Source organism: Bacteroides sp. f07, from assembly GCF_042854785.1.
Classification (GTDB): Bacteria; Bacteroidota; Bacteroidia; order Bacteroidales; family Bacteroidaceae; genus Bacteroides.
The window spans coordinates 784,509-801,958 of sequence record NZ_BAABXI010000003.1; the positions used below are offsets into that span (position 1 = coordinate 784,509).

Annotated in this window: 15 protein-coding genes; all 15 read right to left on the reverse strand. The window is 38.5% G+C overall.

Annotation, left to right across the window (positions count from 1 at the left end; all coding sequences use genetic code 11):
* Window positions 1–109: 109 nt before the first annotated feature.
* The 15 genes from ACGHVY_RS22855 to ACGHVY_RS22925 all read right to left on the reverse strand — a co-directional run bounded on the left by ACGHVY_RS22855 (window position 110) and on the right by ACGHVY_RS22925 (window position 17,430).
* Window positions 110–1,447 carry a radical SAM/SPASM domain-containing protein gene (locus tag ACGHVY_RS22855; protein ID WP_303877320.1) on the reverse strand — a complete coding sequence of 446 codons (1,338 nt, stop codon included), beginning with the start codon at window positions 1,445–1,447 and terminating at the stop codon, window positions 110–112.
* Entirely contained in the window at window positions 1,444–2,787 is a 1,344-nt protein-coding gene (locus tag ACGHVY_RS22860) for a DUF4932 domain-containing protein (protein ID WP_390601820.1), read from the reverse strand. The genes ACGHVY_RS22855 and ACGHVY_RS22860 overlap by 4 nt, the downstream gene beginning before the upstream one ends.
* A gap of 163 nt (window positions 2,788–2,950) precedes the next feature.
* Window positions 2,951–3,256, reverse strand: a complete 306-nt coding sequence (locus ACGHVY_RS22865) for a hypothetical protein (RefSeq protein WP_390601822.1) — start codon at window positions 3,254–3,256, stop codon at window positions 2,951–2,953.
* A gap of 220 nt (window positions 3,257–3,476) precedes the next feature.
* Entirely contained in the window at window positions 3,477–3,755 is a 279-nt protein-coding gene (locus ACGHVY_RS22870; RefSeq protein ID WP_390601824.1) for a hypothetical protein, read from the reverse strand.
* A 27-nt stretch (window positions 3,756–3,782) separates the two neighbouring features.
* Window positions 3,783–4,934, reverse strand: a complete 1,152-nt coding sequence (locus tag ACGHVY_RS22875) for a TlpA family protein disulfide reductase (protein WP_390601826.1) — start codon at window positions 4,932–4,934, stop codon at window positions 3,783–3,785.
* A gap of 63 nt (window positions 4,935–4,997) precedes the next feature.
* On the reverse strand, window positions 4,998–5,279 hold the full coding sequence (locus ACGHVY_RS22880; protein ID WP_390601828.1) for a hypothetical protein: 282 nt from the start codon (window positions 5,277–5,279) through the stop codon (window positions 4,998–5,000).
* Between the two features lie 71 nt (window positions 5,280–5,350).
* Window positions 5,351–6,946 (reverse strand): vitamin K epoxide reductase family protein, encoded by a 1,596-nt coding sequence (locus tag ACGHVY_RS22885; RefSeq protein WP_390601830.1) that lies wholly within the window; start codon window positions 6,944–6,946, stop codon window positions 5,351–5,353.
* 37 nt (window positions 6,947–6,983) lie between these two features.
* Complete coding sequence (locus ACGHVY_RS22890; protein WP_390601832.1) at window positions 6,984–8,393, reverse strand: TlpA family protein disulfide reductase; 1,410 nt, start codon at window positions 8,391–8,393, stop codon at window positions 6,984–6,986.
* A gap of 135 nt (window positions 8,394–8,528) precedes the next feature.
* Window positions 8,529–8,792 (reverse strand): TIGR04149 family rSAM-modified RiPP, encoded by a 264-nt coding sequence (locus ACGHVY_RS22895; RefSeq protein WP_303877304.1) that lies wholly within the window; start codon window positions 8,790–8,792, stop codon window positions 8,529–8,531.
* Between the two features lie 77 nt (window positions 8,793–8,869).
* Window positions 8,870–9,772, reverse strand: coding sequence for a glycosyltransferase family 10 domain-containing protein (locus tag ACGHVY_RS22900; RefSeq protein ID WP_390601834.1), 903 nt, complete (start codon window positions 9,770–9,772; stop codon window positions 8,870–8,872).
* A gap of 195 nt (window positions 9,773–9,967) precedes the next feature.
* Complete coding sequence (locus ACGHVY_RS22905; RefSeq protein WP_390601836.1) at window positions 9,968–10,885, reverse strand: glycosyltransferase family 2 protein; 918 nt, start codon at window positions 10,883–10,885, stop codon at window positions 9,968–9,970.
* Between the two features lie 21 nt (window positions 10,886–10,906).
* On the reverse strand, window positions 10,907–12,079 hold the full coding sequence (locus tag ACGHVY_RS22910) for a DUF2264 domain-containing protein (RefSeq protein WP_390601838.1): 1,173 nt from the start codon (window positions 12,077–12,079) through the stop codon (window positions 10,907–10,909).
* Between the two features lie 326 nt (window positions 12,080–12,405).
* Complete coding sequence (locus ACGHVY_RS22915; protein WP_390601840.1) at window positions 12,406–12,948, reverse strand: SPASM domain-containing protein; 543 nt, start codon at window positions 12,946–12,948, stop codon at window positions 12,406–12,408.
* A 1,081-nt stretch (window positions 12,949–14,029) separates the two neighbouring features.
* Complete coding sequence (locus ACGHVY_RS22920) at window positions 14,030–14,422, reverse strand: hypothetical protein (protein WP_390601842.1); 393 nt, start codon at window positions 14,420–14,422, stop codon at window positions 14,030–14,032.
* Window positions 14,423–14,481: 59 nt separating this feature from the next.
* Window positions 14,482–17,430, reverse strand: a complete 2,949-nt coding sequence (locus ACGHVY_RS22925) for a glycoside hydrolase family 88 protein (RefSeq protein ID WP_390601844.1) — start codon at window positions 17,428–17,430, stop codon at window positions 14,482–14,484.
* Window positions 17,431–17,450 lie beyond the last annotated feature (20 nt).

The window sequence follows — 17,450 nt, forward strand, 5'->3', positions numbered from 1 at the left end:
TGCCTTCCAACAGTCCTACGTCAGGGAGAAACTTGGATTTCAACATTAGAATATGTTGTATTCGTTTTAAAGCCTGCATAACATTATGTTAAAAATCAGATAACTTATATCATTTATTCTCGAATCCCATTTTTTTCAATTTCAGATGAATTTTAAGAAACTCTTCCATACGTCCTTTGTAAAATGTACAACAGTTATTCTTCTTTCCTTCAAACACATTTTCAATTCTTTGTATAGGGCAACCACCATTACATATGGGCAAATATCTACATGCCGAACAAGTTGGATCTTCCAAAGGATCCGCCGCATATAAATGCCTATTTAATATATTCTCATTAACATCTTTAATCCTTCCTTTATTATCAAGTTTTCCAATAGCGTATTTTTTATTTCCGATAACTTCCCAACATTTATAAGCATACCCTTCTGGGTCAAAAGATATAGACATCACATTTCTTATAGCACATTCTGTAAAAAATCTTGGTGGATATCTAAGAAATGGCGAATGAATTTGATACTTATTATATAAATCCAAAACAAACTGTGATGCCTCTTTGGGAGTAAAGAACTGTTTCACATCTTCACACATTTCTGTTCCTCCTCTATCCATCACAAACGCAGGAGAAATACCCTTTTTCTTATATCTCTTATATCTATCCAACAAGTAAGCATATAATTCCACATACTCTGTTGCATTTTGCTTAGTTAAATTAACTCTAAAAGAAACATGGATATCTGTTTTTTCCAATAATAAATCAATATTCTTCATTACTCTCTCAAATGCGTCCTTACAACCCTCCGTATTTTTAATCTTATTATGAGTTTCTGGTAATCCATCCAAAGTTATTTGAATTTGTCCCAAATTTATATTTTGCATAATTTTTATAGCATTCTCATCTATATGAAATCCACTTGTAATCATATTAGAATCTATCGGCTTTTTGTACTCCGCAACCAACTTTTTATAGAAATTTTCAATTTGAGGAAGAGCCATCAAAGGCTCTCCACCAAACCAAGTAAGCTTCAACCCTGGTTGACGATTTAATGATTTCAAATATTTTATTATAGAATCTGCGACATTATCTGACAAATAATTCTTTGCTTTATACTTCTCAAAACAATAATGACAGCTAAAACAACAGTCCATTGTTGGAGCTATCGTCAAATGCATATGAGACTGGTCAAATCTTTGATTAGTAAGAATCGCTTTATAAAATAAAAAAGCGTCTATGTCATTCTCTACAATCATTTTCTTTAAAATTAATAAAGAATAAAGTTCATCTTCCAATCTTAAAGCATCAATATTTTTATGAGATTTTTGAGCATCCAATAAATATTGGTATGCTTCTTGCTCAATTTCAATCAAAGCATTAGACAAAGTATTATAAACATAGAATTCACTATTATCTACATCAAACAAAAATGTGTATTTTGATACTTTCATCATTCCATCGTTCTTAAAATGTATTCATAATCATCTTTCATCGGATTTGCCTTACGTGACTGAAATGCCTTGCGTTCTAATTTAAAACCGTAAACCTTTCCTTTTTCGACTTTTCCTTTATCTATTCGGATTTGAAAGGTATATTCATCTTTCCACGAAGGAGACATCACATAAGGAAGCGACTCTACTTTTTCATCTTCGATGTAACCTATTCCATGAATGCTTGTTGCCATCGGTTCGGAGAAACGAATCTCAATTGTTTCCATATCAGAAAACGATATCATGCTATCAGATGCCGGAAATACTTCTACGATATATGGATGCCTATTTCGGAATTCATCGACCACTTCTTCAAAATGCTCGGCTGTATAATTAATAAAACCGACAATTTGAGGCATATAATCATGAAGCGTTATAGAACGCATATCTCTACATCTACCCAAATGTTTCATAAACCCTACCGACCTTTCCATCCATATAAATCCGGCTTCCTGTAGATATCTAATCTGCAAATCTGTAGAGAATCCCGCCAACGAATTATCCTCACAATACATGATAGTCAACAAATTCGTGAACCATTCGTACATCATTGACTTGACGTCTCCATAATGCTTCTGTTCCATTTCGTCTTTAACATACGCAAATATTTTTGTTGCAGATGGAGCTAATTGTTCCCAATAAGTCTTGATTTGAACGTTTCCATACCCATGCAGCAACTCATGCGCAATAATCATCAACATTCCTTTCTGAAAATGCGGGAAACCGTCAGCCCCTGCACGACAACCGACAACTATTCCGCTTTGAACCTGATTATCCTTTCCCATTGTCGAGAACCCATAATTTGAAGCTCCATTGACAAGAGAAACCACTATTCTATTTTTCTTGTAGCCTTCTCCTAAATTTTTCTCGAACCATTCCCAATTCACATCTTCCAACAACTTGTCCATGCGCGTCACAGCTACATGATAGCGTTCCGAATGCCGCAAATAGAACTCTCTGAATTTCGTATCCCGATAAAAAGCATTAAGTAATGTGACAAAAGAACGGAATGTCTGTTCAGACCACCTGTTGTCACTTTTACTTATTTGAGCAACATCCGCATCCGGACGAACAACAACCTGCTTATTTTCTATATCAAGATAAGCAGCAGCGACGGCGACAGCATCAAATGAGACTCCAAACTCTTTTCGCAACTCACGCAAATAATGTATCAAGTCATGCTGCTTGTTTCCTACAAAATAAGAATCTATATCTTTCACGTAATCAAGATTCTGATTATTGACATATTCAGGAGCATCTGCCAAACGGAAAGCGATGCTGACAAGTTCAAAGCATTCACTCACTTGACTTTTAATTTGCGCTACCGCAATCTGAGAAACAAGAAGAAAAACAAAACAAAACAGAGTATTTTTCATAATACAATAGAATTAACAAAACAAAGCTATGCTGCCCCACCTATGCCTATCCAAATAAGCATTAATGGGGCAACCAATCTATTAAGGATTTCTAAGCCACATAGTTTTTACCACCTCCACATGAAGTATACGTTCTTAATGAACAACTACTATATGAGTATCCATCAGAACACAAGATGCTACTTCCATCATTCTCATAGCCATAATGAGCACTCACTTGTGAACAAGTTTCGTGTGAAAACCAACCGCAATTATTATATTTATTGCATCCAGTAAAAGTACAGGCTCCGCTATCACTTTCACCATCAATACCGCTTCCACCGCAAATCTGTCTTAACTCTTCCGGGGTACAGATTCGCCCAACTTCAAGAATTTTAACCTTACCAATTTTTTTCATGTCTAATTCCAATTTTAAATCACGCCTACTCTTTTTACAAGTTTTTCAGCTTCCACTTATTATATTCAATTTCAAAATCTTCTAATAAACAAACATAAAAAACAACGTCCAGCAATCATATCAAATAATTTATCGCAATATATAAAAAGCATATTGGAAAAGCAAATGAAAAAGTACTTTTTTTTCATGAATATCATATCATTTTTCAGTAAAAAATTTATTACTCATTGTACCTATCATTTAATCCATTCACATCTTTATAATAGGTTTTCAGCGACATCTCTAAATGCCGCCAACCGGCAGTCACAACTGCTGTAATCTTGCCAGACTTATCAATCAAAAGCCCATAAGGAATCCCACTAATGGCATACAACTCTCTTAGGCGTTTATCATCTTCTTTATTGGCTATACACAAATCTGTCCAATGATTCTCCTTTTTCCGCTTTAAAGAACCTTCTCCAATATACACAACAAGAGACCTTCCAAGCTTTATATTCATCAAGCAATGTAGATTGCACCAGCATAACTATTCTGCCAATTTCAAGTTTTCTATCTTCAACTTATCGCCCGCATCACGAATATCGACCTTTTCCGTTTTCGATTTCTGCGGATATATCAGATAAGAATAAGGAATAGCGCGGACTTTATATTTCTCACGTATTTCATTGAGCCTTCCGCCTACACTCAACGAACGCCAAGAGATGTTCTCCTTCGCTAACAACTGATTCCAGGCAGGCAACTGTTCGGGCGTGTCTAAAGTAACATACACCACATCCATCACCGACTTTTTCTTCTCATTGAGTTCTTTCAGCAAAGGAATAAGTTTGTGACAAGGAGCACACCAAGAAGCGGAAAAGACAAGCAAAGTATATTTGTTTTCATCAGCAACAATGGTTTCTTCCTGTTTTGTCAAGCAATTTATCAAACGTGTATCTGAAAACCTATCCGAGTACAACCGTATATATGTATCTAATTTCTTGCCATAATAACTCCATCTTCGTTCTTCCGAAAAAAGAGCACGAAGTGAAATTAACTGCTGCAAAGTAAAATTATCACGCTGACCGTAAAGCAATACCATATTGCCATGAGAATCGGGAGCATCCGAAATGATACGATGGAAGAAAGCGAAACGCTGCTCCAAAGGAAGGTCTCTGTATTTAACATAGAAATCGTTCGCATTGATAATGGTTCGCATCAACTCCGAAGAAGGAGATATAAGATTAAAATGAGGAGTTATAACGATTTTATCAGTTCCAAATGTTCTATAATACATACTATTCCGTACAGTATCCTGATATAGGTATTCTGCATGCAAAGAAAGAGTATCTACATTTTCGAAGAAAGAAAAACTATTCATGTAAAGGGTTGTATCCCTTGCAGTCATAATTCTAAAAAACGGATAAATTCCTTTTATTTCCGGTTTATCCTTTTGAGTGGTCGACAGACGAATATACTGAGCCTGCTCAAGAAAAGTATCAGGAAGATGGAAATACCAACTGTTGGCATGAGTATTCCACTTGCCAAGGCACTCAAGATTGTCTGCATACTCCATTACCGCCGTACATTTCAACGTATCATAAGGGACAACGCCTTCCAATGAAACTTTCAAGACCCGCTCTTGCCCATGTAATAGCAAGCTACTACAAAACAAAACGATTGTTGATAAAAATGTTTTCATATATTTAGTTTTTAATTGGAGTCCTGCCGACAATAGCAGGACCCATAAATACTTACTACGTTGTTACCCTTCAAACACACAGCCTGCGTATTTCAATGCAGGAATAACTTTCCAAACACACTTTCCTGGCACTAAATTTCCACCAATATCTTCCACCATCGGTCCGAAGCACTCCTCTTTCGTTTTATGGTCAGAACAACTTTTAGCTACACCTGTTCCATCAAAACCGCCGCCTAAATCGCCGCCACCTTCAGACCCACTTCCTGAGCCGCCCAAAATCATCTTCATTTCCTGAGCATCCATTACTTTAACGTCACTCAAACTAATTCTCTTCAATTTCTTCATACAATCATTTTTTTAATTTCTCCGTAGATTGAATCCAACATTCATACAACCTTTATAGCACTACGGTTTAGCTATAAAGACCGAATATCCTCATTGTCGACCAAATACACCATATCTTCTATCCGATAATTACGCGGCAACATGTAACCATTGACCAAAATAGTAGGAGTGGCTGTAAGCCCAGCTTTTTCCTTCCATCTGTTATGGCTTTCGAGTTCCCTTTCTACGTTTTCATCTTCCAAATTCAGAGAATAGCGCTGATAAAAATCATCCTTCCTGTATTTACCGCCGGTAAACCATTCATGAAATATTTGATTCGTCTCTTCAAGTGTATGATTTAAATAGACCGCTATCAATTGTTTGCTACTTTTCTCCAGTTCTTTATTAAAAGAAGAAAAAACATATTGGACACAAATGCTTTCGCCAACCTTATTCAAAAGAGTCTCCACCCGTCTATGCATCACCCCGCAAGGCTCGCAATGAGGATTAGTCAGAATAGTCACCCATATTTTTGATTGAGGGTTGCCAAAAAGAATCTTGGAGTCAGTTATGTCAACAGGATGATGCAACTGCTTTTTCAATATAGCGGCAATCACTTCATCCCTCAATCTAAGGCTGTTTGTCTGTTGCACCAGATTTTGCATTCTACCGCTTATCCCCCATTGGGGACAAATAAGGCTAACTGACAAAACCGGAATGGAATAAACACAACCGACTATAAAAAGTGACTTCAAAGAAAGTGACGGAACCATCACAAACCCTGCCAGCAAATACAAAAGAAATAAAACCCAAAACAGAATTTGCACCATCAGGCAAAGCGGACACCATTGCCTGACTTTTACCGCTTGATACCAAACACTCCAAAAGCTAAATAACAAAGCGAAAAACCCTATCCAAACCGAATATCCCATCAAAGAAGGCAACCAAAGAAAAATAACCAGATTTGAGCAAAAATAGCCAAACCCAATCTCACTCCAACTGATTATTCCCCAAAGTTTCGCATCTTTAGATTCCAATATATTGTTGCAATCACTTTTCTTGAACAACGAGCATAGCTTATCGGCAGACCGGCTTTGGACATGAATTTGTTTCATCAACAACAATGTGCATACATACAATCCCAAGAAATCAACCAATAAAATAAAAAACTTTATAAGACTTGAACATACACCTGCTTCGGCACACGAAAATATCAAAAGGCAACTTACCATCACCAACAACAAGAACGGTTTGATACGTTCCATCCATTCCCATTTACGGTTTTGACGATAATTTGGTTCTACGGACTCCGCTGTCGGTTCGGCAAGCAAGACAACTCCCGACCAAATACGCTGAAAATAATCCATGTCTACCTTAACCCGTTTACCTTGCCACAAATAAGAGACCTTCGCATCGTCCTTTTCGTAAACTAAAACAAATTCATTCCCCGCATAAGCCATGAAAGGTGGTTCCAGGTCCTTTATACCCTGCTCTTTGTTTAATATTTCAACTCCCGCATTCGGTATTTTATATTCCAAAAGCATCTTCGACAATCCGAAAAGAGAATATTTATACGGATGTTCATTATATAATTTGTCTGCATATCTTGCCGTATGTTTTACTTTCAACAAACTAAGATATGCCGATAAAAGAGTCCGATTCTTATGCAGAGAGAAATGTGTGTTCATATTTCATTACGATATCAAGTTCTTTATTTCGTTCCAACTATTTAACTAAAGTCACCCCCCCGATTTCTTTCTCCAAATCAACACGTTGCGACGGTATAGGACGGGGAGCATTAGCATTGAATACCTTATGTTCTTTGTTCAATAAAACGTATCTGGGAATCAGACCTATTTTAAAATATTCCGCCAGAAGAGACTTTCCTAAATTTTCCTCCATATATTGATTCTCAGTGATACCTAATTGTTTTGAAGCATCTACCCATTTTTCAGACTTTTCTTTACGCCCAATATATAAATACACAATATCTTTTTCTTTTAAATAGGCTTTCGCCTCTTCCGACTGAGAAATATCCTTTTTGCAGGGACCACACCACGATGCCCAAAAATCTATATATATAGCTTTGCCCTTATATTTCTGCAAAACTTCTTTCAATGATACCTTACTTTTAGTGTTATATTCTATCAAAAAAGTATTCTCCAATATATTCCCGGGGATTGGGCGGTTCAATAAGGTATAGAACATCTTTGCTTTTTCGATATACTTCAAACATTCCTTATTTTGTGTATATCGGGAAGCCTGATTAATCGCATTCAGTAATTGTTTACTATATGACTGACTGTTTTTTGAAGCAAAAAAGCCAATCATTGCACTCATAAGATAAGCTCTTTCATTTCCTTCAAAATCATTTACAATATGGTTATAAACCGTATCAAAGTTATTATAAATATCATCAGTATAATCATACACATGCAAATACCATAATGCAGAGATATACAGTTCGGACAAGCTGTTAGTGACACATAAGTTATCGTCAAAATAGCCATCGGGGATCTCTATTTTCGATATTTGCTTATTCGCTACAGGAAAATAAAGATTACAAACATATCGATTATTTATAGATGCTTTAGCATACGCATAAAATTCGTCAGAAACAAAATTTTGACGGCAGTAATTTTCTAAAAAGGCTAATTGGTCATCTCTATATTCTTTAACAGCCAGTTTGTACTGTAAGATGTCATTACCTTTTTTGTATAATTTAGGCCAGTTTCGTACTGCTCTTTCCTCTTGAAAAGAATAATTATAATGAGAAGCATTTTCACCGGAAAACTCAAAAAAAGGTCTGCCGTCTTTGTCTCTTTTTACAATAAATGAAACAGAGTCACCGGGAGTCATAAATACAGGCATCATCCTGCTACCAGGAATTGACAATAAAGCGACCTGAAAAGTCGCCCTTTCAATCTCTTCTACATACACATCGCCTTTTCTAAATATATCCTTGTAAGAAGTCCTATTAAACTCACTATCTTTAAACGGGTTGGCACAATACGTTATTCCTAAACCTCTTATATCAGGACTTTCAACTGAGCCGACAAGTTGGATTTTCCCAGTGTTTTGAGAAAAGAGTGGCAGGATTACAAAAAATAAGCTATATAAAACAAACACTCTCATAGTCTTTTATTTTAAAAATCAAAAAATGAATGGGCTGACTGAAAGAAAAACTATTTGCATTTACATTCTTACAAACACTTGAAAAAAGCAAAGCCTTCTTTTCGGTCTTTTAGTCAGCCCTTAACTTAACACTAATTACGATGGACAATCACAGCTTTCAACAGCCCCACCATAGTATTCACATGCACTTGCAGAACTGGCTTCGTCACAGTCATAAGCTTTGAATGATAAGCCATTTGTGCACTTTAAGTCGCAATTGTGAGTAACTTCTCCCGAACCACCTTCAATATTACCAGTTCCTCCACCTTCAAAATCGCCAGAGCCACCCAAGACTTGTTTCATCTCAAAATCGCTCATTTCACGAAACTCTTTAAGTTTCAACTTACTAAGTTTTTTCATAATTACTTATTTATTTAATGATACCGCAGTTTTCTTTACTTGCCCTGCAACTTTAGCAAGAAAGAGCTATCTATTACTTACATTAGCTTTACTTCGATTCTACCTTTCGCCAGTCCCACCATCCTTATGAAAGCATGCTCCCGCTGTTCTTCAATCAACCCAGCCAATTCATCAGACAAAGGTTTCCTCTTCCACTCTAAAAGTGAATTATACCTTGATATATTCCGGCAATATCTCATTATATCATCCGCCAAATCTTTCGGAGAAGCATAATCCCTCACATCTATAAAGGCATGTTCTCCAGGAGAAAACGTCTCTATATTCGGAGCACCCAGATAAATCGGCACAGAACCGACAGTCAACAGTTCAAAAAATTTCTCCGTCACATAATCCTGACTTATCGCATTTTCAAATGCAATAGTAAACTTATATTGTTTGATTATATCAAGTTTGGTAAGATAGCCTTTATCTTCATCCAATACGCCGTTCCTTCTCCAACTGCCATAAGAATCAATAGGCAAGTATTCCATTAATTCTGAAATATATTCCAACCGATGACTATTGTTCACAGGACTGGATATAAACATACACACATCTTTAGTCTTTTCACAAGGTGGAGTAAACAGCTTTTCCTTGAAAGTATAGTCATAATATGGCAACACAATATCCGAATCCAAATGATAAGTCATCCAAAGATCAAATATATCTTTCAACTCATCGGAAAACATCCAAGGGTAATTGACTTCACTTTCATAACTCCACGCTGCCCAAATCTGATGTTCCGACTTCTCAAGATCACCCTCCAGTTCATGATATAAAAAAGGAAGATTGAAAACCACAACATCGGTAATCGACATTTTGGCCCGATCATACGTGATCTCCACATCGCACGGTAAAATTTGCGAGAGTTCATCCATTCGCAGTTGGTCATAAATAGAGAATTTTGTGCGGCGTATCTTTGTCCAAAATAAAATTAGCATACCATTTTGTGTTTCATAATATCGTACTTAACTTATGTTCCAAAGTTACGAAGACGCCAATTAACATCCAAAAATCGAGATGGACATTTTCAAACATTTTTCTCGCTAATAATCAACACATTAGACAATAAAGTCAAAATCTCGATGGACACACTGAAAATGCAGCAGTCAAAAACAAGGAGACAATTCAATCTTTTATCCAATTTTCACCATTAGTATACCCAAAATGTATTTCATTTTCAATACCCATGCCTGAAACTTATTTCGAGGTTTCAATATCAACAAATAATCATAGAATGGAAGCAAATATTCATAATGTGTAACCGCTTTACGATAATGATTAACTATTTTCTCCTGTGCATTGCAGGCAACAGCAAGCCTCAACATATGCTTATGATAATTCATATAAATCCGGTCTGTTATCTCATCCTCTACCGAACGTATAAAACGGATACACGAATCGAAGTCAATTGTACGAGAAGTGTCGGAGCAATGATAAATCACTGTAGGAGTAATTTTCGGAAGCATCCTGTACTTCCGGCTATACCTGACCACAAAGTCGTAATCCTGATGCCGGTGAAGTTTCTCATCCCAAAGAATCTCTTTGGCACTTGAAGTAGTCATTACAAGCGTAGAAGTCTGCGCTCCATATCCTGTGGAAAGCAGAAAATCAATCATTGTTTCACTTTCATTTACCGCACGGGTGGTAAACACAGAATCCGTTTTTCCTCTAAGAATCAAACTGCTATACACACAATCGGTATGTCCCTCCGATAGAATACGAAGAGAATCCTCCAAATGGTTCTCCAACCATTCGTCATCCGAATCGAGCATGGCAATATATGCTCCCCGGCTGTGAAGAATACCGTAATTGCGAGCCACATTGGCATTCGTATGTTCCGCCAAGCGATAATAAGATATACGGGAATCACCTAACGCCTCAATTATTGGAAGAAGTTCCATATCCGAGCCGTCATCCACACAGATTGCTTCCCAACATGTATGAGTCTGTTTGCATACACTTTCAAGCGTTCTTCGGAGCTTGACTGAATTATAGCAGGGAATAACGACCGATACCAACGAAGTTTCACTAGGAATTATTACATTTTCCATCAGAATTCAATTTTTAAACTGTCAAATAAATTTTCGATCAACTCCGATATCCGCCCCCGACCATATTTTCTGCGAAGTCCATAGTTCTGCCTCAGATGTCCAAAACGAATGAGAAGCAGGAAGCCCTAACGGCAGGAAACCAAGACTGGCCATATAAAGGCTGCCCGTATTCGTATAATAGTCAACGGCATGCGGCTGATAACCATTTACACCCAATGTCAAATACCCATCGGAAGTAAAGTTCTGCTCTCCCTCAAACATCTTGCGGAATACAGCAGTAAGTGCCGTACGTACTTGTCCACAGGACAATGATTGCGGAAGTTCTTCGTTTAAAGCCAGCATTGCCAATGGTTGGAATACAGCAGTGCGATAAGTTGCCGAACGTCCTACGACAGGGAAATAACCTTCGGGAGAGATGAGACGTTCGAGGATGCATCCATAACGTTGCATTCTTTTCAGTGCTTTTTCATACAAAGGGAAATAAGACGGGCTCAAAAACTCCGCCAACGTTTCCAGACACTCCACATACATAGGATGAATCACATAACTGCTATAATAATCAAACGCGAAATGAGCGCCGTCCGAATACCAGCCGTCTCCTACGTACCATTCTTCCATTTTGTTTATGGCCAAAGTTATCCGGTATAAATCATAAGCCTCACCTGCTACAAGCAAAAATGTTTCTATAATAGCGGGAAACATCAGCCAATTATTATAAGGCGGGGTTATCCGGCGTAGTCTTTTGAACCGTTCGACATAGCGCTGCTTGGTCTGGAGAGACAAAGGAATCCACAATTGTTCATATCCGCGCAAGAAACTATGTGCAAGATAAGCTGCATCTACCAATGGTTGCAATTCTCCTTCCCAAAACAACAGGTCGGGGCTTTCAGGGTCTACAGCATTCACATAACTTTGAAGAGCCCACTCGCGGAGTTGTTTGCGTTGACTGCCTTCCGGCGTTTCATCTTCAGGCAATGACAACCACGGAGCCAAGCCCGCCATCAGTCTGCCGAAACATTCCAGATAAGCGACTTGTCTGTTTCGTCCGTCCCAAGTACGGCTGTATTCTATTGGCATCCGTTTTGCCAACAAACCTTTGCTCATATTACTCAACACCGGAGCTGCCATCCGAGAAAGAGTATGGCACCAAAACTCACGATCGGTTTTGCATGATATGTTTACCGCATTTTCCATATGACTTTAACAATTCAATTAATCAATACCACTATTATTTCACACATCATAAATCGCGTGCACCGTTTTTTTTGGTAAAATAAAATCAGCATATCATTTTGTATTTCATAATATTCTTACTTAATTCCTATGAAAAATAATTAACAAAATTATCTGCATTATCATAAAAGAAAGAGAATATAGAAGTTAATAAAGACTCATAACCGACCTTTTGAGCCATTTCTTGCAAAATAGCTGTTCCCACTATATAAATCAACGACCACGTCTCATGATGATTAATATTAGTATTATATAGGCTTCCTTTAGCTGTTGTTATCACAGACGTATCAATTTCTTTCAACTTTCCTGACAAACAAAAAGAAAGCCATTCCACAATAAATTCTTTTCAATGTACATTCCTCCTTTGGCAAACTTTTAGAAGCTCTCCCTATAAGCATCTTTTCCGAAAAACATCCAGCACTACAAAAAAATCTTATCCAGCAATTGCTACATTCCAAAATAGAATTCACATCGTCTGGTTGCATACTTTCCAACACTTTTTTATCTATTCCAGAAGCTATATTACCAACCGCATATTTCTCATCAAAAGCTAAATGCTCACATGAATAAATATTACCATTATCTGTAACTGCAAAAATATTAATTCCACCCCCACAAGCAAAATTTCTCGAATTTCGTTTTTTTATTGTAGTTATATCATTTGTAATTGAACAACAATAAATCGGCAAATCACACTCTATACGCTGTTGATAAAACCTCTGTAACTCTTCATACTGTTTTTTGAAAAAGTCTGTTTTACCTTCATATATACAGGTTTCATTTATATTTCTCGATTTATAAGCCAATACCGCTGCAAAAGGAACCTCCAAAGACTCAAAAATGCAAAAGAAGGAATCGTATTTTATTCATAAATATCCCCCTATATGATTTAATGACCAAAGATTCGTGTTTTCTGTCTGTAAAGATAACGAATCGAAAAACGATATCCAAAAATTCCGATGGACATTTTTAAATTTTATAGCACTAATACACAAACACTTACAAGAGAAAGAACGAAATTTGATGGACAACGACAAATAGCATCTGTGCTTTTCTGTTAGAAAATTAGGGTAACCAAGCCAAATTTTATTCATATCCTACGCAAAACGAGCCAAATATCTGTTTCATCATAGTTTCTGCTCAGCGTCACACTAGAATAAAAAAACAAAAACATTTCTCATATTCTCATAGTAAAGCATATTCATCTGATTACTAAACACATAAAGAATGAGAATAAAATTATTTACATGCATTTCTCATTGTTTTATCAAGAAAACGCGCTTAAAACAATGCATCTCTCATACCATTACCGGCATTTCTCATACATCACAAACAGTATTCCTATAGTCTGATCATTAACACTTAATAAACTGTAACAAATCCACCGTTCATTTTTATTATAACAAACTGATAACCAAAGATTATGCTACTGTAATCAATAGATTTTCAATAAGACATCTCTATCGTTTCACTCGAGTGAACAGATTCATGCACTAGAGTGAACAAGTCTATCCACTTTAGTGCAACGGTCTGTTCACTGGAGTGGAATAATACGGATGAAGGCAGGAAAGCACAATAATGTCTATTGTAAAAGATATGTTATCTACCGACTCAACACACAAACTACGGCTATATTGACCTATACATATTAGTATCCTGAAACAAGGACAAGCATAATATACAGCATGAGAAATGCGAAACAAAGTATGAGAAATACCTTCTTTGAAGGCATTTTAGAGGTATAAACTATGAGAAATGCATGTAAACATTTTGATTCTCATAGTTTATACATCTAATTATCAATTGATTACCATTCTCTATGAGAATATGAGAAATGATTTTGCTTTTTTCGCATAGAGGGCTAAAGGGATGAAGGCTGTCCTGTCACCATGATTTTTTATTTTATGATATTTACATCGCGCCAACAGCATCTTTGAAAGACATCCCCTGCGGAATCATCAGTTTGTCCTTCAAACGCTGCTTACGTTTACTCAAGCTATGTGATGAAACACCAAAGAAAACAGCCTGATTACTATGCTTTATTCCTATGTAACAAAAATAACAGAGAGCAATCTCCTCTTCGGACAGACAATCATATTTAGCCAACCATATTTTCAAAACATCTCCATAAAGGATATCCATAAGGGCAAATAACTGTCTCCATTCTTCAGTTATCAAATTGTGGCAAAGAGTAACAGGAGATAGAATGGTATGCATCAATATATTAATTGATTTCTGATATTCGAAGAATTCTTCATAATCTAAACAACTAGTTCTCAATTCATATACCAAATTTGTATGCATATGCCTCCTCCTTGCCAAATCATAAAATATAAATAGTGTTTTTCACAGCATCTTCATTATTACAATTGTTTTGCCTGCATCATCAGACGGATATATCCTTTCTCCGCCTGCTCCTTCAGCGCAATCCCGATGCGGGTATAAGCCGGAGAATTCACTTCGATAGTTTCAGAAGTAAATGCGACTTTGCCGGACGCTTCGATATTGACAATCATCTGTTCGGTGCCGCTAGTGAGCAAAAGACGTGTATCGTCCAGAACTTTCCAGTCGGCTTGTGTCGTTATGGCTGTTTCGAACCGGATAGGCGCATTGGCTGTAAATTCATCACTGACGGTAAAACTGCCTTCACCCTGGCGGTCATAGACGAAAGTACGGATCAACTTATCCAGATTGGGGGTAGAATAAGCCGATGTATAGTCAATACTAAAAGAGTCTTTTTCCTTTGTAAATTCTTTCCTGAGTACAATAGCTTTCGCTTTGGCACCGGCAGACTGTGTTTTCCCATCTACCACGGGAACCGGGTGTCCGAAAGACCCTTTAATTTTATATTTCGCAGGAGCTTCCGCACTGAAATAATCACCGGGATAAGAGAAAGGACCTCCCTGGTCGCCCGCCATCGTACTCCCTCCCAAAGCGACAGCATAAGAACCGATATCATTATGGTTATGATTTTCAGCATTATCACCACCCTTGACCGAGACAGCCATCGGACACGAACTACCCTCGGCAGGACGCGCCACCAAGATTCCTGCCTTCTCGTAATAAGCACGCAAAGAATCAGAACCTTCCTGCAACGCCTGACGGATGCCGTCCGTCATTTCCATTTTCCACACCTGATGGGGGAATAGTTCAATAAGATAAAGAGAGAAATTACTGCCTGAAGGAAGAATGTATTTCTCTTCCGGCGAGGTAATGCCAAGCGCACGGTCGCAATAATCAAGGATGAACTTATCAGGAGAAAGCCCAATACGGCAATCGGAATAAGCAGGACATACACCCTCGTTCATCTGTATTTTCCTGCCATACTGGGCAATACGCACAAATTTAGGCTCACGGAAGAAGTCTATCTTACCTTGTGTGGCACGGCATACTTCCTCACGCAACAAGATGTAAGCACGGAAACCATAATTATAGTAACCGACACCTTCACTGCAATAGCCGTCGTCGGCATATCCTTTCATACCATACACATTATATTTTTCGGCTGCGGCAACAAAATAAGCACGTTCTTCCTTATCTGCCAACAAAGTAAGGGCGGCACCCGTGACACCAGCCAGACAAACCGAGTTCCAGTTATTTGTAACCGTGAACCACCAGAAAGGTTTTGTCTCTTCCAGGCAACGATATACGGGACGAAAAACTTTTTCGCGGAAAGCGCACTGCACACGGGCCTTTACTTCCGGCGACAGACGGTCGTCGAGCATAGCGACACACTGCGCTATTCCGTTGCCGGCCGTAGCGACCACCAAATCGACATAATAATCTGTCCCATGATAATTATTCAGATTGCGGTCGTGAGCCGGAATCGACCAGGAGTTCTGGTTGCAGAGAGCAACCAGTGCCTTTTCGATAGCGGGAATGTAACGTCTTTTATTTTCAAGACATTCAGCCAATGTCAACCGGAACAGATAATGATAGCGGGCATTCATCATATTTTCGCCCGGCAGGCGGACATTGGTTTTGTTCAGATGCAGATATAATGAGTCAACAAAAGGAGGCATACCCTTTTTCAATAATGCGGGGGCTTCCTCTGTCAACAGCTTTTCCGCTTTGCCACTCTCTTTTACTTTATTCCAGAAAGTACGGTCTTTATAAGAAACGCCCATTCCTTTCGGTTTATCGGGCAGCATAGCAGCAATTTCACGGATACGGCTTTGAGAGATATTCGTATTCCGTTTCGGGGCATCCTGTGCCATACGGTAGATTTCTGTCCCTGCCAGCAGGAAAGCTCCCGGCCCATAGACTTCTGTCATATCGGGAGTCACCTTCTTGGGGTCGGCACCGATAGGCTGCACATAACCCAGTTTCCCGTCTTCTCCCACAGCCGACACCAATGCTTGCCAGCCTTTCTCCACCACAGGCAGAAATTCTTCTTTTGGCAGGAGCCCTTCGTTTATTCCATAAGCCAGCGCATACACGAAGAAGCCGCTGCAACTCGTCTCGGGCGACGGATAAGAAGCCGGATCGAGCAGGCTTGCATGCCAAAAACCGTCCTTACCCTGCAAAGGAGCAATGCGACGGCATAACTTCAGGAACAAGTCCTGATAAAACGGACGATATTTGCTCTTGGCAGGAAGTTCGCGCAACATCTCTACAAGTCCTCCGAGTACCCAGCCATTACCACGCCCCCAGAATACTTTCGCGCCATTGGCTTCCTTCATCGTAAAGTAGCGGTGGTCACGGTAGAAAAGATTATCTTCCTTATCGAACAGATAATTGTAAGTAGCCTTATATTCCTTATCCATGAAACGGATGAACTTCTTGTCGCCCGTGATATTGTAAAGTTTCATGTAAACGGGAGGTGCCATGAACAGTGCGTCACACCAAGTCCAGTGTTCCAGCGTGGTTGCATCGCCGTAGTTCAGTTCGAACGAACCGGAAGGAGGATTGGCAATCACCCATTCGGCACGTGCCTGTGTCGGGATGAGCATACTTTTCTTCTTATACTTTTCGTACATATACAGATACATCTGCGAGATACAGATATCGTCCGCATGATACATCCGTTGGTCTACCTGCCAGTAGTTACGGTTTCCCAGCCGCAACAACCATTTATAATACGAATCATCTTTGTCTGTTTGTTCGGCTATCGCAGCCCAGTGGACAAGTCCCAGGTGAAAAGTGGCATTCACCCAGTTGAGGTCACCGTAAATAGCCTTGTTGTAATGAGCAATCTGCCAGTCGGCCACCCGCCGCATTGACTGCTTCACTTCTGTTTTAATAAATGTCTGCGCAACTGTAGTACACAAATAGCCCATGCATAGGGCAAGGGTTAAAAGTAATTTCTTCATAATACTATAATTTTGTTCAA